This is a genomic window from Arenibacter catalasegens, from assembly GCF_002909235.1.
Classification (GTDB): Bacteria; Bacteroidota; Bacteroidia; order Flavobacteriales; family Flavobacteriaceae; genus Arenibacter; species Arenibacter catalasegens.
Map to the genome: position 1 here is coordinate 1 of NZ_PHQQ01000028.1, position 18,591 is coordinate 18,591.

Genomic DNA, 18,591 nt, shown 5'->3' on the forward strand with positions numbered 1-18,591 from the left:
GCGTTATTAATAGTTCTGGTAGTATAAGCTTTAATAGGTCCAAAGATAATTCCAATGCCGATCGTTTTCTTGCAAAGATCGGACTCCTATTTCAATTCACACACAACTTTTGGGATTGATCCATTGTGACCATATCTAAAATAAGAGAAGCCAATTGTATTGCTTTATAGCGCGACTTTTAAATGCGCTATAGCCATTTGATTCTCCCATAAAAATTGATGGGATTGTCCATCCAAACAGACTATTTGCGACATATTTGTAGGCAAAACATCCCTTTGGAGGTATGGATAGGTGTATTTATCGCCTTTTGTCATTGATTAAAATTGCCCGATATGCAACGGTTTTTGCATTGCGATAAAGGAAATGGATTTGACCCTTTTTAAAATCGTATACCTTGGCAATCTCTTCCAACGGATTTTTTGCCTTTTAGTTTCATCCGTAGGTCACAAGATCAATCTGAACATCTTCGCATAAGGCAGAAAGATCTTTCCAAAGCAATTCTAAACGGGCTTTATCGGAATTATCCAAGGGCAAAGTTTTATTCCTACTGTTTGTAGTCAAACCAAGGCCTCGCAAGTTCATAAAATATTTGGCTCCGATTGAATATTTTTTACCAATGACTGATTTATTCGCAAGCACGAAATCATTTACTTTTTTCACAGATTCAGACACCTCTTTAGTCCGTCCATTTTGCCACAAATAAGAAAACAATTCTGGGTAATAGTTACCTGCAATACAGGAGATGCCCGCACCACCATGTTGAATGGACTGTAGCACATCGGGTGAATGCGCATTGTAGATGCCTAAGTCAGAACTAGAAGCAATATCTATCTTCTTGTCCACCAAATCGGCATCACAGGTAGTATCTTTAAAGTATAGGTATCTTCCCGTTTTTAGGAGTTGTTCTAACATCACAGGACTAATTTGTCGTTTGTAAGGACTTGGGCATTCGTAAATACCTAAGGGGATATTCCCGGTCAGATTCATAATACCTTCAAAAGAATTCAGTAGCGCAGCATCATTTTTTCCTTTTTTAACCATTACGGATGGTATTAAAACAACAGCATTAACACCTGTGTCGTAGATTTTCTTCACAAAATCTGCATTTTCCGTTACGTCACTAGAAAAGGTTCCGGTGGACACTACTGGAAGTTTGGTATTTTCTACTACAAACCTCGTGAGATCTAGACGTTCTTGGTTACTTAGATTGTACATTTCACTAGAACCACAATTTGCAAATAAGCCTGTGGACCCAGAATCTTCATACCACCGAATTAATCTTTTTAATCCAGGATAATCAATGGATAAATCATCATTAAATGGGGTCATCATTACGGGCCAAAATCCCCCTGGCAACTTATTGTCAAAGGAAGAAAAAGGTAACTTTTCAAAGCCTCTACTTAACCATATACCGCCTAAAGTTGTCATAAATGCAGTACTCACAAATTTTCTACGTGTCCAATTCATTCTATATTAAATTTATTTTACTCATGGCTCATTTAGAACCAAAATCCTGAGGGTTAAAGTACTAAATTTTGGGTATCAATTTAAATCTGTCATAGATTTAAAGCTTCATTTTTTGGTATTGTTGTGGTTAGGGCCTTAAAAAAAGGCTTCTTTAATGGGAGTTAAATACGCCAGAATTATGGCGATGAACTGTTGCAATTCTTTATTGATCTTCTGTAATGAGGTTATGCGGTTTCCTACTAATGGAAGAGTCATTTTTTTATATTCAATACCTTGATAATTTTTTCAATATTTTTTATCCTCCAACCACTTACTCTTAAAAAACTGATGGTTAAGTAGTGTTTTTGCTAATTAATTTGAAAAAATAATTTTTCCTTTGAATGTCTGCTATAAATGGTTCCGGAGGGGGGTTTCTTGATTAAATACACCATCTCTGATGGTATAAAAAATCTATGAAAGTTGGAATATGCAGTGTTTCATATTATATTTCCACTTTTATTCAAAGCTAAAAAAGAGATGCTTTTATAAAAATTGCTTAATCGTTTAAATCGAAAATGTTATTTTACATAGGGTGTCAAAATGTTGTTGTATCAAAAAGCGACCAAATTAATATAGAGAGTACTATTATGGACTTACACAATTTATCAAGATTTAACTTTTTTCTATGCCTCGTAATATTATGTTCTTCCACGGCAAGTTTACGGGCTCAGAAACACCAAAAAGAACAACTTGGCAGTATAGATAAATCGGCTTATGATTTTAATTCTGAATATGAGAAAGTCAAATCCAGGGTAAGTTATGTGCCAGGTATTAAGGTGATCAGAGGGGAAACCCATGTAATTGTTCCAGAGCAAGAATTTTTCTGCCCTGCTGGCAGTGTTTTTAAATATAACAATGGAGATATTCAGGTATTTGACCGGCGTTCTAATAATGGCGGAAAGACCTGGCAGCAGGTACCCCATATTCTTGAAAATTCTACTTACCAATTCCCTGGACCAGAAGGGGAAGTAGTTATGTTTCAATCGGATAATCAGGCGGGAGGTTCGACTAGCGCGGGAAGACCGGAAATTTCTTTGCAAAAGACTGATGAGGAAGGTGTTTTAGAGGCTAACTTTTTTCGTTCAAAGGATAATGGATTAACTAGGGTAAGTGACCCTGCTAGAGTTTATCTGCCTAAAAAATTTAAGGATTGGTCGGGGGTTTTATGCCGTAATATTGTTGGGCTTGATGATGGTAGCCTTCTTATGAGTATGTATCTCAGAAGTGGAGTCAAGAACACCATAGAGAATAAATTTCGTGACATCGTACTAAAATCCTCGGATAGCGGTAAGACTTGGCATTATTTATCAACGGTAGCCTTTGATATGTCCGAGGATAGCCGGGGAGAAGGCTTTAATGAAGCATCACTGTTGGTTCTTCCCGATGGTAAAATTAATTGCTATATGAGGTCGGGTGCTAGTTACCAGGCCTCTTTGGGTAGTTTTAATAATAACGATTGGGATAATAAAATGCCTTTCGGATTAGGACAACAAACATCTATTTATAAGTGCGTATCCGTTGATGGAGGTGAAAATTGGAGTATTCCGGATCCCATAACTGCTCATGGTGTTTGGCCAGATGCTACTCTAATGAAAAATGGGATTACGGCATTAACTTATGGACGGCCAGGTAACTGGATAATGTTTAACATAGGAGAGAGCGATACCTGGGGCCCAATTATTCCATTCTACAATGACCTTTATCCCCCAGATTGCGGAAATTATGTTTCTGTGGCGGAAGTAGCCCCGGACATTTTGCTGGTAGTTTATGCCCGCACCAACCCAAACGATCATTGGAAAAGTGAACTCGTGGGCACTTACTTTAATGTTAAGGCCGTGACGGAGTAGAATAAACGTAGTAGAATAAAATATTCCTAAAGGAAAGAATATAAAATAGATTGCATGAATAATATAGACAACTGTCTCTTCTCTGGTAGGATTGCCCTGATTTTCTTAAGCTTGTTAATAGTAACAGGGGCATTGTTCTCTTGTTCTGGAAATAAGGGAAAAGGTGGGGTCCAAATACCTGGTCCAAATATATCTTTAATTCTCAATCCCTCTGAAAACAACCCTCGTAACAGTGAAGGAGATTTTATCACTTTAAAGGATGGCCGAATTTTATTTATATATAGTCGGTATTCTGGAGATTCGTCTCATGATAATGCACCCGCCTCCCTAGCGGGAAGATATTCTAATGATGGAGGGAAGACCTGGACCTTAAAAGATGAAATGATCATTTCCAATGAAGGGGGAATGAATATTATGTCCGTTTCCTTACTTCGATTGAAGAATGGAGAAATTGCGTTGTTTTATTCAAAGAAAAATTCGGATGAAGACAATTCTCCTGTAATGCGTATTTCTGTGGATGAAGCAAAAACTTGGAGCGATCCAGTTCAAATCATAACTGATAAACAAGGATATTTCGTTCTTAATAACGATAGGGTCATCCAATTGAAAAACGGAAGAATAATTTTGCCTGTTTCTATGCATAATTCACCCGGCGGTAAGTGGAGCAGTAAGGGGGATCTGTTTAGTTATTACTCGGATGATAATGGTAGTACCTGGCAGTCAGGATTTAAAGTTCCGGATACAACGGACATTGTTACGCAAGAACCTGGGCTGATAGAGTTGCGCGACGGGAGGGTTATGATGTATTTAAGGGCCGGTGGAGGATTTCAAAGGCACTCTTTCTCTGAGGATAATGGCGTAACATGGAGTCAGATTCAGAAGAGTAATATTCCCTCTCCGGTATCACCGGCCTCAATTGAGAAAATACCTTCAAATGGAGATTGGTTACTGGTGTGGAACAATAATGATGGTTCCAAGGAGGCTCTTAAGGGGAAAAGGACCCCCTCACTGTTGCTGTGTCCAAAGACGAAGGTGAAACGTGGAAAATGATTAAAAACATTGAAAGTGAGCCAGATGGTTGGTACTGCTACACTGCTATAGAATTTGTGGGTGACCATTTATTACTTGGGTATTGCGCAGGAAAAAGAAAAAAGGGGGTAAGTGGGAGCGGCTTGGCAACCACACAAATTACTAGATTAAATATTAATTGGATTTATAAATAATTGGAGGTATGATGAATTTAAAATTTTTATGTGCATTTTTTATAGCCACAATGGTACATTGTTTGTGCTTTGGTCAAAGGGATAAAACCTTCCTTGATCCTCCCAAATTAATAAAGAATCCATCATCAGTAGCGTTTTATGCCCCCGAGAATAGAAAATTCACAGGTATTTCTAGCCTCGCTGTTAGCCCTAAAGGGCGACTGTGGGCGACATGGTATTCCGGAATAACACCAGGGGAAGATGCTAATAATTATGTAGTTGTTGCTACTAGTGGAGATAATGGGCAAACTTGGGAAGAAGTACTTGTGATAGATTCTGATAAAAAGGGTCCTGTTAGGGCTTTTGATCCAGAAGTATGGATTGATCCTGCAGGTAAACTTTGGATTTTTTGGTCTCAATCAATTCATAAGGAGATGGATAAGCATTACGATGGCATTAATACTGGTGTGTGGGTTTTGACGATTGATGATGCAGAAGAAAGTAATCCAACTTGGCCCACCCCTAAAAGAATTGTTGATGGTATCATGATGTGTAAGCCAGTCGTATTATCTACAGGTGAATGGGTTTTGCCAGTCTCAACATGGCAAATAAACGATGGGGCAAAAGCAGTCGTATCAGTTGATCATGGCCAAAGCTGGCAAGTTCGAGGCGCCGTTAACGTTCCAGAATTGGCGCGTAGTGCTGATGAACACATGATTGTTGAGAGAAAGGATGGGACATTATGGATGCTTGTTCGAACCAAATATGGGATTGGGGAAAGTGTTTCGAATGACAAGGGGTATTCATGGACCCCATTAGTACCTTCTAAAATTCAACATCCAACGGCTAGATTCTTTATTTATAGACTTAATTCTGGAAATCTTTTACTAGTAAAACATGGGCCAATAGATATGAAAATTGGACGATCTCATCTCATGGCTTTTGTATCTAAAGATGATGGATTTACCTGGTCCGATGGATTATTACTGGACCAAAGAAAAGATGTTTCCTACCCAGATGGTCAGCAATCAAGTGATGGAACTATTTATATCACCTATGATTATATCCGTAGAAGTGACCAAAAGATTTATCTTACAAGTTTCTCGGAAGAAGATATTGCTAAAGGTTCAAGCAAAACAATTTTGGAGGTCTATAACAGAAGGTTGCTAATAAGTCAAGGTGGCGCACAATAGTTCATTAATTCGGACTAAAAAGGTGCATATTAAGCGTCAAATGGATTGAGGTGACTTAAGTTCCATATGTCCATCTGGTTTTCTATAACTGATTTTAATTTTACAGTTTATTTTTCCGAAAAATAAACTGTAAAATTATTAATAAACATCCTTTCATCTTCCCCTTCCAAAGTGAGTCGAAGTTTAGTGGTTTTAGCAACAGGGAAAGTTTGAATGCGCTTCCTACCTATACTTTGGCCTTCGGCAATCGTTTTCCATTGATTATTAACGTGGGCATCAACTTTATATGACTTGATATGTTGGCCATTCCGAATATCTTCTTCCAATACCAGCAGATTTACTTTCTGTTTTTTTGGGAAATCAATGACAAGTTGGTTATTGGGTCGGTCAACTTTTGAGGAGGTACTGCCCAGGGGTATGGCAAATGTGTCTTCCAAAGATTTGCCAAATTCGTATAACCGTTCTACTTCCGCTTCAGGGATAAGGCCCGTAGTATCCGGTGTCATATTGACGAGCAGGTTGGCCCCTCGGCCTATGGATTCAAAATACACCTTCCTTAAGAAAGGAATATCCCTCAAGGTACTGTCGGAGTCCGGCGTCCAAAACCAGGTACTTCTGGTGTGAAGGTTGGCCTCCGCAGGAATCCAACCCGCGTTTTGCGGTCCTACCCACATCTCGAGACCTTCCCCTGGCCTTACAATATTTTGCAAGGGATAAGCGGCCCAGCCCTGTTCGCTTCCGGACCATCTTACGTCGGGTTTGGTTCCTCCCATTATCACGGCAGTAGGCTGTAAATGTTGTACCATGGAATGAATGGCATCGCCATAGGCCGTTCCAAACGGTTTCATGGTTTTTGGGTCCATTACATCCCAGCCAAAGGGGTCGTAGGCCCCATCGAACCATAGGTATGATATCTCGCCGTAGTTGCTAAGTAATTCCCTTAATTGTTCCATAAATACAGGGAAGTATTTATGGATGTCCCCAACCATCTTTCTTTCGCCTTGCGGGTCTGGTGTACTACTGCATCCAAAATGTTTATCGCCCCCAGATACATATAATCCAATTTCAATATCATATTTACGGCAGGCTTTTACAAATTCGCCTACCACATCGCCTTTGCCTTCCTTCCAGGGAGAACCTTTTATAGAATAATCCGTTGTTTCGGTTGGCCATAGGCAGTAGCCATTATGATGCTTTGCCGTTAAAACGATATGCTTCGCGCCAAAGGATTTGGCAGTTTTCACCCATTGCTCGGCATCCAATTCGGAAGGGTTGAAAATATCGGCAGCCGGAACGGACATCATATCTGATTCGATATACGCAGCTGGACCATAGTGGATAAATGCTCCCAATTGTCTTTCCTGAAAGGCAAGCTGTTGAGGGGAGGGTTTATTTGTTACCTTAAAAATGGGACTTTTACCATTCATCGTTTGTTTCTTGGGTGCTGTAAGTACCGGTGTCCAATTGCCTTGGTGCTCTGGAGGGACTTTAATGTTTTCTATGCTACCCTTGAAAAAATGTTCGAACAATTGTTTTGGAGTTCCTTCATAGGTAGCCCGTTGTAGGTCTCCCGCAGTGGTCTGGTCGCTCCCCGTAAAATAAAGAATGGTCTTCCCTTTAAAATAACAGAGTTCTACGTCGGATGCATTACTTTCACTTATCGTTGGGTCAATTAAAGGAATATTTTTATGTGAAGCGTCAAAAGTAACAAAGGGCCTGTCTTCATTGGCATCTTCCCAATTAACCAAATCTTTTGAGCGCGTAATACGGGTTTCATAACCTCCGCTAATGGATTCTAAATATAGTGTATAGTACCAATCCCCTTCATAGTACAGGGCGGGACCACCTACGTATTTTTCCTTTCCATAAACCGCATCGGGAATTTCCTTCCAGTTGATCAGGTCTGTCGATTCCAAATATCGGAATGTAAAGGGTTTCCAATGGGGGTCATTGGTCTCATATAGTAAGATGAATTTATCCTTTCCCCTACATACCGCAGTGTTGAAAAAGAACTCTTGCCCTGAAGCCTTAAAAACAGTTCGGGGCTTTGTCCAATTTTTTAGATCTTTTGAACTGGTCATGGTTATTTCTGTCATCTTACGCCAGGGCTTATCATTTCCATAATTACCAGCAAAAACATAAACCGAGTCCTTCCAGGTCAATACAGTTCCAAAACCATGATTTTTTAAGGGAACCGAAATTAGTTTCCCAGTTTCGATGTCCCTGATGCGCACTTCATCTTCGTGAAAAAAATCTCCGGGCTTAGCCCCCTGAAGGTCCCAGAAGTGCTGGTTGTTTTCAAGTAGGTATAATTTATTTTTAAAAACAAAAGGAGAGGTCTCTACCAATGGAGAATCGAGCCGCCCTTGTTTTTTTATCGGATTATCAAAGGGTGTTTGAGCGCTTATACCGCAATTAATTAGACACACATTTAAAAAGAGGAGTATTTTGGTAAAATTTATCATTGGATACTTATATGGTTTGGAAATCTAAAATTATGCTGAAACTTGGTGAATAACCACTGGATTTTCTTCAATATGTGATGGTAATTATACAAATCTTCAGGAATTGGGTTAAAAAAGGGAAATGACCCAATTAAATAGTAAGAATCGGATTTGAGTGGATCTTTAGATTTAGATAGTGATAGTGTTCTTTCATCATACTATGCATGTGGTATGTAAAATCGACTAAAAGGATTGACCTTTTTAAAAATTAAAATTTGATTTTAAGAAGCTGAAGCTCGGTAAATGTTCAAGCCGAAACCTTGGGTAAAGCGTTTTTTGTTTTCTATCGTTTAATTGGATTGATAATGAATAAATAGTTGGAATTTTAGGTATCTTTTTAGAATAAATAACTTAGATTATTGTAAGATCTAAAAAATATGTATATTTGCGGTGCTGAAAGAATATAAAGTATTCATGAGGGGACAATTTGTCCCCTCTTTTATTACCATACTTTGTTTAAACGGCACGGTAAATGAACAGCTTTAAGTAATATTCTGAAGCATGTCGATTTCAGAGTTAAAAGCGGATGTTTAATAAAACCGAGGTATATGTTGAAGGAAAAAGTTACTGCACTTTTAGAAGACGCGTTAAAGGAGGATCAATCACTTTTTTTATTGGATTTCTCCGTATCCGCGGATAATAAGATTATGATAACCTTGGACGGTGATCATGGTGTTACTTTGCAGGATTGTATGAATGTAAGTCGTGCCATAGAGCACAATATGGACAGGGAAGAAGAAGATTTTTCCTTGGAAGTGGCTTCTGTCGGAGCGGCTACACCACTCACATTGCCTAGGCAGTATGTGAAAAATATAGGAAGAAAGCTTGAAGTTAGAACCCGGGATATGGAATTCGAGGGTAAGTTAACAGAAGCATCAGAGGATAGTATTACCTTGGAATGGAAAGATAGGGAACCCAAACCCATAGGAAAAGGGAAAATTACGGTTCAGAAAAAGCAGCAAATCGCAATTTCTGATATTAAAGAAGCTAAAGTTGTATTAAAATTTTAATTGTAGTTCAAAAATGGAAAATATTGCGCTAATCGAATCTTTCTCAGAATTTAAAGATGATAAATTCATTGATAGAGTAACGCTAATGGCGATCTTGGAGGATGTTTTTAGGAATGCGTTAAAGAAGAAGTTTGGTTCCGATGACAATTTCGATATCATCATAAACCCGGATAAGGGGGATTTGGAGATTTGGAGAAACAGAATTGTAGTGGAAGATGGGGAAGTCGAAGATCCAAACGAGGAAATATCACTTACGGCCGCAAGAAAAATAGAGCCCGATTTTGAAGTTGGGGAAGATGTATCCGAAGAAGTGAAATTGATCGATCTTGGGAGAAGGGCTATTTTGGCCTTAAGACAAAATCTTATATCCAAGATTCATGAGCATGATAATACTACAATATACAAGCAATTTAAGGACTTAGAAGGAGAGATATATACAGCTGAGGTTCATCATATAAGACATAAGGCTATTATTCTTTTGGATGACGAAGGAAATGAGATTATTTTGCCAAAGGATAAGCAGATTCCATCTGATTTCTTTAGAAAAGGTGATAACGTACGTGGTATAATAGAAAGTGTAGAGCTTAAGGGTAACAAACCTACTATCATTATGTCAAGAAGTTCTCCATTATTTTTGGAGCAACTTTTCTTCCAGGAAATCCCTGAAGTTTTTGATGGTTTGATTACGATTAAGAAAGCAGTGAGGATTCCAGGGGAAAAAGCTAAGGTAGCTGTTGATTCCTATGATGATCGTATTGATCCAGTAGGCGCGTGTGTAGGTATGAAGGGGTCTAGGATTCATGGTATTGTCCGTGAATTGGGCAATGAAAATATCGATGTTATAAATTGGACCAGTAATCCACAGTTGTTGGTTACCAGGGCGTTGAGCCCGGCAAGGGTGTCTTCTGTAAAATTGAACGATGAGAAAATGACTGCTCAAGTATACCTAAGGCCAGAGGAAGTTTCCAAGGCGATTGGTAGGGGAGGTCATAATATTAGATTGGCAGGACAATTAACGGGTTATGAGATTGATGTTTTCCGTGAAGGTGTTGAGGAAGATGTGGAACTAACAGAATTTTCCGATGAAATTGAAGCTTGGATCATTGAAGAATTTAAGAAAATTGGTATGGATACGGCCAGAAGCGTTTTGGAACAAGATGTGGCTGATTTGGTAAAAAGAACCGATTTAGAAGAGGAAACAATTTTGGAAGTTGTGCGAATTCTTAAGGAAGAATTAGAAGATTAAACTATATATTAGCAGTAAATTACAAGAATAGGAATTTTTTTTTATGGCGGATAATGCAACGATAAGGCTTAATAAAGTCCTAAGAGAACTTAATATTTCATTGGACCGTGCAGTAGACTATCTCGGGTCCAAAGGGCATGATATAGATGCACGACCTACCACCAAAATATCTAATGAGGTATATCAAGTTCTGTTGGATGAGTTCCAGACGGACATGAGCAAGAAAGTTGCGTCCAAAGAGGTGGGTGAGGAAAAGCGAAAGGAAAAGGAGGCTATACGATTGCAATTGGAACAAGAGCAAGAGGAGAAAAAGCTTGCAAGGGAAAAGAGAGCAGAGAGAGATAATGTTATCAAGGGCCGAGTTGAGCTTGCGGGACCCAAAACTGTTGGAAAGATAGATTTGGACGCAGGTAAAAAAACGACCCCGGTTACACCTGTTGCCCCAGTTAAGAAAGAGGAGGCGGTTCCGGTAAAGGAACCAGTGAAGGCTCCTGAGAAAGTGGAGGAAAAAATACCGGAAGTTGTTTCCAAGGAATCAATTGAAGAGGTAAAGGCGGAGGTACCTAAAATAACGGAAGAACCCAAAGTCAAGGAAGAACCTAAGGTCAAGGAAGAACCCAAAGTTAAGGAGGAACCCAAAGTTAAGGAGGAATTGGCTCCAAAGGTAGAGGCAGTTAAGCCGGAAGGGGTTGAAGCAGTAAAGGAAGTTAAGGAGGCTAAGGAAGGTAATAAGGAAGAGGCTCCCGCTGCTGAGGATGCTACAGGAGAGAATGAGGTTATAACTACTAAATATCAAAAACTTAGTGGGCCCAAGATAATGGGAGACAAAATTGATCTTACCAGATTTGAAAAGCCTAAAAAGAAAAAAGAAGCTCCAAAGCCAGGAGATGCTGCCGATAGAAAAAAGAGAAGGAAACGAATAGTTACTAAAGCAGGTGATAATACTTCATCACCTAGGCCGCCAGCGGCCAAGGCAAGAGGTCCAGTGGTTAGGAGAGCTCCCGGACAACGTTTTGTGTCCAGTGTCAAGGTAGAACCTACCGAGGAAGATGTTCAAAAACAAGTAAGGGAAACATTAGAAAAACTACAAGGGAAATCCAAAAAAGGAAAAGGAGCCAAATATAGAAGGGATAAGAGAGATCAGCACCGTCAACAAACGGAGAAAGATCTTGAACAGCAAGAACTTGAAAGTAAAATATTAAAGGTTACGGAATTCGTAACTGCCAATGAGGTGGCAACCATGATGGATGTCCCGACTACCAAAATTATTTCGGCATGTATGTCACTCGGTATCATGGTAACCATGAACCAGCGATTAGACGCTGAAACGCTGTCTATTGTGGCCGATGAATTTGGTTATGAAGTAGAATTCGTTACCGCTGACTTGGAGGAGAGTATTTCGGAAGAAGTGGATGCTCCGGAAGATTTACAGCCTCGTGCCCCAATTGTAACAGTAATGGGACATGTGGATCACGGTAAAACTTCTTTGTTGGATTATATAAGAAAAGAGAATGTTATTGCAGGTGAGAGTGGTGGTATTACTCAGCATATTGGTGCTTATGGTGTTACCCTTGAAAATGGTCAAATGATTTCCTTTTTAGATACCCCTGGTCACGAGGCGTTTACCGCTATGCGAGCACGTGGTGCACAAGTAACGGATATCGCCATTATTGTAGTGGCTGCGGATGATGATATTATGCCTCAGACGAAGGAAGCTATTAGCCATGCGCAAGCTGCTGGTGTACCTATAATTTTTGCGATCAACAAAATAGATAAGCCAACGGCCAATCCTGAAAAAATTAAGGACGGTCTTGCGCAAATGAACTTATTAGTTGAAGATTGGGGAGGTAAAATCCAATCTCATGATATTTCTGCAAAAACAGGACTTGGAGTTAAGGAATTGTTGGAAAAAGTACTTTTGGAGGCTGAACTTCTAGAACTTAAAGCAAATCCTAATAAGTTGGCTTCAGGAACGGTTGTAGAGGCCTTTTTGGATAAGGGAAGAGGATATGTCTCTACTATACTTGTTCAGGCAGGAACCTTGAAAATAGGTGATTATGTTTTGGCGGGAACTTGCAGTGGTAAAGTTAAGGCCATGCAGGATGAAAGAGGTAATATTATAAAAGAAGTAGGTCCATCAAGACCAATATCAATTTTAGGGTTGGATGGTGCTCCACAAGCTGGGGATAAATTTAATGTACTGGAAGATGAACGTGAGGCCAAGCAAATAGCAACCAAACGTTCCCAATTATTGAGGGAACAATCGGTTAGGACCCAACGTCATATTACATTGGACGAGATAGGAAGACGTATTGCACTTGGTGATTTTAAAGAATTGAACATTATCCTTAAAGGGGATGTGGATGGTTCTGTGGAAGCCTTGACAGATTCGTTCCAGAAATTGTCTACAGATGAAATACAAGTGAACATTATCCATAAAGCCGTAGGACCAATAACGGAATCTGATGTGTTGTTGGCTTCTGCCTCCGACGCGGTTATTATAGGATTTAATGTTAGGCCTATGGGTAATGCCAGACAGGTAGCTGAAAAAGAAGAAATAGATATTAGAATGTATTCTATTATTTATGACGCTATAAATGATCTTAAGGACGCCATGGAAGGCATGTTGTCTCCTGAAATGAAAGAGGAGATTACAGGGACCGCTGAGATTCGTGAGACCTTTAAAATATCCAAAATTGGTACCATTGCAGGTTGTATGGTTACTAGTGGTAAGATCTTTAGGAATTCTAATATTAGATTAATAAGGGATGGTGTGGTAATTTACACTGGAGAGTTCTCCTCCCTTAAGAGATTTAAGGATGATGTTAAAGAAGTTGCTAAAGGGTATGACTGTGGTCTGCAAGTTAAAAATTACAATGACATACAGGAATTGGATATCATAGAAGCATTCCAGGAAGTGGCCGTTAAGAAGAAATTGAAATAGCCGGGAAGAATTTATAAAGAGTATTTTAAAAGAAAAAACGACCTAATTGGTCGTTTTTTCTGGTTTTAAGAGCATGGCGCTCGGGTATTTTTGCCTCACTTCTATAAGTTTTCGCTCTCCCTCCAGTTGAGTTTTGAATCTGCCGATCCTTACCCGGTAGCTGGGAGATTCAAAATCGATTTTAGTGGGCCATGTCGGGAAATCCTTATCTACATTTGCCTTAAGGGTTTCGGCTTCCTGAAAGGAGCCAAACCCAACTTGGATTCGGTAATGACTGCTACTTTCGTTTACAGATTTATAAATTCCCATTAAGTCCGTAATTTTTTCGTCTTGGTTAATGGTGATATTGCCCTGTTGCGCATTGCAATAAAATGCGGAACAGGCTAAAATGAGTGAAAAAGAAAAGGTTTTCATAGGGTTTTTGTGTTATGAAATTTAGACAATACAAATGTAAATTATTAAGAATCAATCAAAAGTTTTTATTATTATTTAGAATTGGTATAAATTGTCAATTATCAATACCTTAACATTTCCCAAATAAAGTCTAATGTGTATTTTTGCCATCAATTTGAGCATGGTTATTCCAATTGTTATTTTTAATATATAAATATCATGCCAAACTTTCGATAGAAATATTTTTAATATGAAAAAGGTTCCATACCGCAATCTAATTTCTAAAGTTTTAGGTGTCAGTCTGGTAGTAGTATTACTGCTTTCAAATTCCCTTCTTGCCCAAGAAACTGTAGCTGCTTCATCCGGTGAAGGTGATGCTGCTAAGGGTAAACAGCTGTTTAATCAGAATTGTGCCGCTTGTCACTCTTTGACTAAAAAGATGACCGGTCCGGCATTGGCAGCAGTAACGGAGAAACATGATAAAGAGTGGCTTTATCAATGGATAAAAAACAGCCCTGCTATGATTAAGGCGGGTGATGCTGCAGCTGTGAAGATTTACAATGAGTACAATCAGGCGGCAATGACGCCTTTCCCTACTTTGTCCAATCAGGATATTGATGATATTTTAGCCTATACCGATGCGCCCCCAGCAGTAGCTGCAACAGTTGTTGCTGTTAATGATGGTGCTCAAGGTGGTGGAGGTTCTTCTGGAATTTCCAATGAAATAATCTTGGGAGCTTTGGCGTTGGTCTTCGCTTTGTTGGTGATGATGCTAGTCTTGGTGAACAAAACCTTGAGGCGTATTGCAGAGGCAAACGGCGTGGTTTTGGAAAAAGAGTTGGCAGAGAAAAGGACTCCAATCTGGGAGGCCTTTGCTAAAAATCAATTTTTGGTTCTGGTATTTGCTATATTTCTATTATTAGGCAGTGCGTACTTTGCTTATGGCTGGATGATGCAGGTTGGTGTGGATCAAGGTTATGCCCCGATCCAACCAATTCATTATTCTCATAAAATACATGCTGGAGATAATGCAATAGAATGTAAATATTGTCATTCATCGGCAAGGGTATCCAAAACCTCTGGTATACCTTCATTGAATGTTTGTATGAACTGTCATAAATCCATATATGAATACCAAGGTAACCCAGAAGGTCCAAGTCAGGAAGATTTGGCTAATGGGTATACCAATGAATTCTATACGGGTGAAATAAAGAAGTTGTACAAGGCTGTAGGATGGGATGAGGAAAATCAAAAATATACTGGAGAGTCCAAGCCAGTAGAGTGGGTGAGGATTCATAACCTTCCTGACTTTGCGTATTTCAATCACTCGCAGCATGTTTCTGTTGCGGGAATCGAGTGTCAGACATGTCATGGTCCTGTTGAGGAAATGGAAATTATGTACCAATATTCTCCTTTAACTATGGGGTGGTGTATTAATTGTCACCGTGAGACCAATGTTAAAGTAGAGGGTAACGCGTACTATGAAAAGATTCATGCCGAGCTTTCCAAAAAATATGGGGTTGATAAACTTACGGCCGCTCAAATGGGTGGATTGGAATGTGGTAAGTGTCACTATTAATCAAACTAATTAGAAGATAATTTCAGATATATCATATGTCATCAAACAAAAAATACTGGAAAAGCGAGGCGGAGTTAAACCCCAACGATTCCATTGTTGAGGCGCTAAGACAAAATGAATTTGTTCAAGAGATTCCTGTAGATGATTTCTTGGGTGATAAGGAAAACTTGGCGGCATCTTCGACCAACAGAAGGGATTTTCTTAAGTACGTAGGATTTAGTACAGCTGCTGCTTCATTGGCAGCGTGTGAGGGTCCGGTAATCAAGTCTATTCCTTATGTAGTGAAGCCGGACAATATAATTCCGGGCGTGGCCAATTTTTATGCCACTACCATTGCCAATGGTTTTGATTTTGCCAGTATTTTGGTAAGAACTCGTGAAGGGAGACCAATTAAGGTTGAAAACAATACGGATGCCAAAATTGGAGGCACTGCAAATGCACGTGTACAGGCATCGGTTTTGTCGTTGTATGACAGTACTCGCTTGCAGGGGCCTACTTTTAATGGGGAGCCTGTTGCGTGGAGTGATTTGGATGCTGCGGTAAAATCTAAATTGGGATCATTAAAAAATTCAACCAAAAAGATTGCGATACTTACACAGACCTATGCAAGTCCTTCGACCTCTAGGTTGATTGCTGAATTTAAGGAGGCTTACGGAAACGTGGATCATGTTACTTATGATGCCATATCCCAAGATGCCGCACTTTCGGCTTTTGAGGCTAAGTATGGTGAAAGGGCTTTGGCTGATTATAATTTTGAGAATGCGGAAATCATTGTTTCTTTTGGTGCTGATTTCTTAGGAGATTGGCAAGGTGGAGGTTATGATGGAGGGTATTCCAAGGGCAGGGTTCCAAAAAATGGAAAGATGTCCAAGCATGTGCAGATCGAGGCCAATATGTCCTTGACCGGGGCAAATGCGGATAAAAGAGTGCCTTTGACACCTTCAGAGCAAAAAGTAGCCTTGGCTTATTTCTATAGTAAGCTTAATGGTACCGCTGGTGGCGGTAATCTTCCTGATAGCGCAAAAGCTGCGCTGGATGTTGTTGCTGGCCAAGTATTAAAAAATAAATCTAATGCTGTTGTTGTAACGGGTATAGATGATGTTAATGCCCAGGCAGTTGTTTTGGCTATTAATGAAATGTTGGGAAGCAAGGCGTTTGACGTTGCTGCTCCTAAATATGTTAGACAGGGTAACGTTAAGGCTGTGAACGCATTGTTGGCCGAGATGAAATCTGGTAAGGTGGGTGCGTTGTTGATGGATGGTGTAAACCCTGCATATTCCCTGCCTAATGCTACTGATTTTGCGGAAGGAATCAAGAATGTTGATTTAACAGTGGCATTCTCCACCAATAGAAATGAGACTACCGAATTGGTTCAATATGTTGGAGCTTCAAATCACTATTTGGAATCTTGGGGTGACGCCCAATTTAAGAAGGGCTATTATAGCCTTATGCAGCCAACTATTAAAGAGTTGTTTGATACAAGACAAGTCCAAGGCGCTTTGTTGCAATGGATGGACAGTGATAAATCTTATTACGATTATATAAAAGAAACTTGGAGTGCCGGAATATTGGCGGGTAATGACTGGAATCAGGCATTGCACGATGGTATTTTGGTGTCAGTTCCAATGATGGACGAAGAGGTTGCGAAAACTGTTACCCCTGTTGTTGGGGATGACGTGGAAGCACCGACTGCAGTTCCTTTGGCCTCGGCTATTAGAAGTTTGTCGGCAGCCTCTGCCGATGGCATGGAGCTAACATTGTATTCCAAAGTTGGTATGGGTGACGGGCAACAAGCAAGTAACCCTTGGTTACAAGAGTTTCCGGATCCAATTACAAGGGTTTCTTGGGATAACTACGTTACGGTTTCCAAGGCAGATGCAGAGAAATTAGGTTTGGTCAATGAAAATGTTGCCGATGGTGGTCTAAACGGTAGTTATGTGAAACTAACGGTAGACGGTGTTGCTGTTGATGGTGTACCGGTTATTGTTCAGCCAGGACAAGCATCGGGCTCAATGGGACTTTCCTTTGGGTATGGCAAAACAGTTGGTATGAAGAGTGAAATGCAAACAGGTGTAAATGCTTATGCCTTGTACAGTAATTTCTCCAATACCCAGGCGGTCACCATTGAGAAATCTGCTGGAATGCATGAATTTGCATGTGTTCAATTGCATAAAACTTTAATGGGTAGGGGCGATATTATAAAAGAAACTACCTTAGAGATATTTAATACAAAGGATGCCAAAGATTGGAACGTTGTTCCTGTGGTTTCCTTAGATCATCAAGAAGTTCCTGCCACTTCAGTGGATTTATGGGATAGTTTTGATCGTTCCATAGGTCACCATTTTAATTTGTCTATAGATTTGAATGCCTGTACAGGTTGTGGGGCGTGTGTTATAGCATGTCATGCAGAAAATAATGTACCGGTTGTAGGTAAGGCCGAAGTTAGAAAATCTAGAGATATGCACTGGTTGCGTATAGATAGGTATTACTCTTCAGAAGAGACTTTTGCTGAAGATGATACTAAAAAGGATGAATTTGATGGCTTATTCGGCGATAAGGGGTCCTTGGGTGGTTTTGGTGAGATGGAAGATCCTTCAGCCAATCCACAAGTGGCATTCCAGCCTGTAATGTGTCAGCATTGTAATCATGCGCCATGTGAAACTGTTTGTCCTGTGGCTGCAACTTCACACGGACGTCAGGGTCAAAACCAGATGGCTTATAACAGATGTGTAGGTACTAGGTACTGTGCTAACAACTGTCCTTATAAAGTAAGGAGGTTTAATTGGTTCCTGTACAATGAAAATGATGAGTTTGATTATCATATGAACAACGACTTGGGTAAAATGGTCATCAATCCTGATGTTACTGTAAGGTCTAGGGGTGTTATGGAGAAATGTTCAATGTGTATGCAAAAGACCCAGAAAACAATTCTTGATGCTAAACGAGATGGTCGTGTGGTTAAGGATGGTGAGTTTCAAACAGCTTGTTCCGCTGCATGTGGCAATGGTGCAATGAAGTTTGGGGATGTTAATGATGCAGAAAGTGAAATTGTAAAATTAAAGGAAAGTAACCGCATGTATCACTTGTTGGAACATGTTGGGACCAAACCAAACGTTTTTTATCATGTAAAAGTGAGAAATACGAACGAAGCTTAATCAAATTAGAGG

The 18,591-nt window shown here is 39.8% G+C and carries 12 protein-coding genes; 9 read left to right on the plus strand and 3 right to left on the minus strand.

Translation table 11 applies throughout. From position 1 onward, the window contains the following. Positions 1–432: 432 nt before the first annotated feature. The gene (locus tag CWD90_RS18735) at positions 433–1,467 is read right to left on the minus strand and encodes a dihydrodipicolinate synthase family protein (RefSeq protein ID WP_103477605.1); all 1,035 of its coding nucleotides are present in this window, start codon (positions 1,465–1,467) and stop codon (positions 433–435) included. A 626-nt stretch (positions 1,468–2,093) separates the two neighbouring features. Here CWD90_RS18735 and CWD90_RS18740 point away from each other — a divergent pair. From CWD90_RS18740 to CWD90_RS18750, 4 genes are read left to right on the plus strand one after another with little or no spacing between them, the layout of a single operon-like run. Further along, the gene (locus CWD90_RS18740) at positions 2,094–3,353 is read left to right on the plus strand and encodes a sialidase family protein (protein WP_157941273.1); all 1,260 of its coding nucleotides are present in this window, start codon (positions 2,094–2,096) and stop codon (positions 3,351–3,353) included. A gap of 54 nt (positions 3,354–3,407) precedes the next feature. Then, positions 3,408–4,403, plus strand: a complete 996-nt coding sequence (locus tag CWD90_RS18745; protein WP_205161271.1) for a sialidase family protein — start codon at positions 3,408–3,410, stop codon at positions 4,401–4,403. Continuing rightward, positions 4,400–4,576, plus strand: a complete 177-nt coding sequence (locus CWD90_RS23315; protein ID WP_205161272.1) for a hypothetical protein — start codon at positions 4,400–4,402, stop codon at positions 4,574–4,576. The genes CWD90_RS18745 and CWD90_RS23315 overlap by 4 nt, the downstream gene beginning before the upstream one ends. A gap of 8 nt (positions 4,577–4,584) precedes the next feature. Continuing rightward, positions 4,585–5,748, plus strand: a complete 1,164-nt coding sequence (locus CWD90_RS18750; protein WP_205161273.1) for a sialidase family protein — start codon at positions 4,585–4,587, stop codon at positions 5,746–5,748. A gap of 107 nt (positions 5,749–5,855) precedes the next feature. Here CWD90_RS18750 and CWD90_RS18755 read toward each other — a convergent pair whose 3' ends face one another. Continuing rightward, positions 5,856–8,213 carry an alpha-L-fucosidase gene (locus CWD90_RS18755; protein ID WP_103477608.1) on the minus strand — a complete coding sequence of 786 codons (2,358 nt, stop codon included), beginning with the start codon at positions 8,211–8,213 and terminating at the stop codon, positions 5,856–5,858. Between the two features lie 587 nt (positions 8,214–8,800). On the opposite strand from CWD90_RS18755, the gene rimP reads away from it, so the two are divergent. The 3 genes from rimP to infB are packed head-to-tail and all read left to right on the plus strand — an operon-like array spanning position 8,801 to position 13,452. After that, complete coding sequence (gene rimP / locus CWD90_RS18760) at positions 8,801–9,262, plus strand: ribosome assembly cofactor RimP (RefSeq protein WP_103477609.1); 462 nt, start codon at positions 8,801–8,803, stop codon at positions 9,260–9,262. A 13-nt stretch (positions 9,263–9,275) separates the two neighbouring features. After that, entirely contained in the window at positions 9,276–10,508 is a 1,233-nt protein-coding gene (gene nusA / locus CWD90_RS18765) for a transcription termination factor NusA (protein WP_103477610.1), read from the plus strand. A 43-nt stretch (positions 10,509–10,551) separates the two neighbouring features. Beyond that, complete coding sequence (gene infB / locus CWD90_RS18770; RefSeq protein WP_103477611.1) at positions 10,552–13,452, plus strand: translation initiation factor IF-2; 2,901 nt, start codon at positions 10,552–10,554, stop codon at positions 13,450–13,452. A 42-nt stretch (positions 13,453–13,494) separates the two neighbouring features. Here the strand turns inward: infB and CWD90_RS18775 are convergent, their stop codons facing one another. After that, positions 13,495–13,866: an SPOR domain-containing protein gene (locus tag CWD90_RS18775; protein WP_103477612.1), complete on the minus strand. Its 372-nt coding sequence runs from the start codon at positions 13,864–13,866 to the stop codon at positions 13,495–13,497. A gap of 229 nt (positions 13,867–14,095) precedes the next feature. Between CWD90_RS18775 and CWD90_RS18780 the strand changes: the two genes are divergently transcribed. Together CWD90_RS18780 and CWD90_RS18785 are read left to right on the plus strand one after the other, a co-directional pair. After that, on the plus strand, positions 14,096–15,424 hold the full coding sequence (locus CWD90_RS18780) for a c-type cytochrome (protein ID WP_103477613.1): 1,329 nt from the start codon (positions 14,096–14,098) through the stop codon (positions 15,422–15,424). A 35-nt stretch (positions 15,425–15,459) separates the two neighbouring features. Beyond that, on the plus strand, positions 15,460–18,579 hold the full coding sequence (locus CWD90_RS18785) for a TAT-variant-translocated molybdopterin oxidoreductase (protein ID WP_103477614.1): 3,120 nt from the start codon (positions 15,460–15,462) through the stop codon (positions 18,577–18,579). Positions 18,580–18,591 lie beyond the last annotated feature (12 nt).

What these genes read in the sequence shown, in the direction of transcription:
- CWD90_RS18735 (WP_103477605.1), bottom strand. Translation starts at nt 1,467, where the DNA reads ATGAATTGGACACGTAGAAAATTTGTGAGTACTGCATTTATGACAACT.
- CWD90_RS18740 (WP_157941273.1), top strand. Translation starts at nt 2,094, where the DNA reads ATGGACTTACACAATTTATCAAGATTTAACTTTTTTCTATGCCTCGTA.
- CWD90_RS18745 (WP_205161271.1), top strand. Translation starts at nt 3,408, where the DNA reads ATGAATAATATAGACAACTGTCTCTTCTCTGGTAGGATTGCCCTGATT.
- CWD90_RS23315 (WP_205161272.1), top strand. Translation starts at nt 4,400, where the DNA reads ATGATTAAAAACATTGAAAGTGAGCCAGATGGTTGGTACTGCTACACT.
- CWD90_RS18750 (WP_205161273.1), top strand. Translation starts at nt 4,585, where the DNA reads ATGATGAATTTAAAATTTTTATGTGCATTTTTTATAGCCACAATGGTA.
- CWD90_RS18755 (WP_103477608.1), bottom strand. Translation starts at nt 8,213, where the DNA reads ATGATAAATTTTACCAAAATACTCCTCTTTTTAAATGTGTGTCTAATT.
- rimP (WP_103477609.1), top strand. Translation starts at nt 8,801, where the DNA reads ATGTTGAAGGAAAAAGTTACTGCACTTTTAGAAGACGCGTTAAAGGAG.
- nusA (WP_103477610.1), top strand. Translation starts at nt 9,276, where the DNA reads ATGGAAAATATTGCGCTAATCGAATCTTTCTCAGAATTTAAAGATGAT.
- infB (WP_103477611.1), top strand. Translation starts at nt 10,552, where the DNA reads ATGGCGGATAATGCAACGATAAGGCTTAATAAAGTCCTAAGAGAACTT.
- CWD90_RS18775 (WP_103477612.1), bottom strand. Translation starts at nt 13,866, where the DNA reads ATGAAAACCTTTTCTTTTTCACTCATTTTAGCCTGTTCCGCATTTTAT.
- CWD90_RS18780 (WP_103477613.1), top strand. Translation starts at nt 14,096, where the DNA reads ATGAAAAAGGTTCCATACCGCAATCTAATTTCTAAAGTTTTAGGTGTC.
- CWD90_RS18785 (WP_103477614.1), top strand. Translation starts at nt 15,460, where the DNA reads ATGTCATCAAACAAAAAATACTGGAAAAGCGAGGCGGAGTTAAACCCC.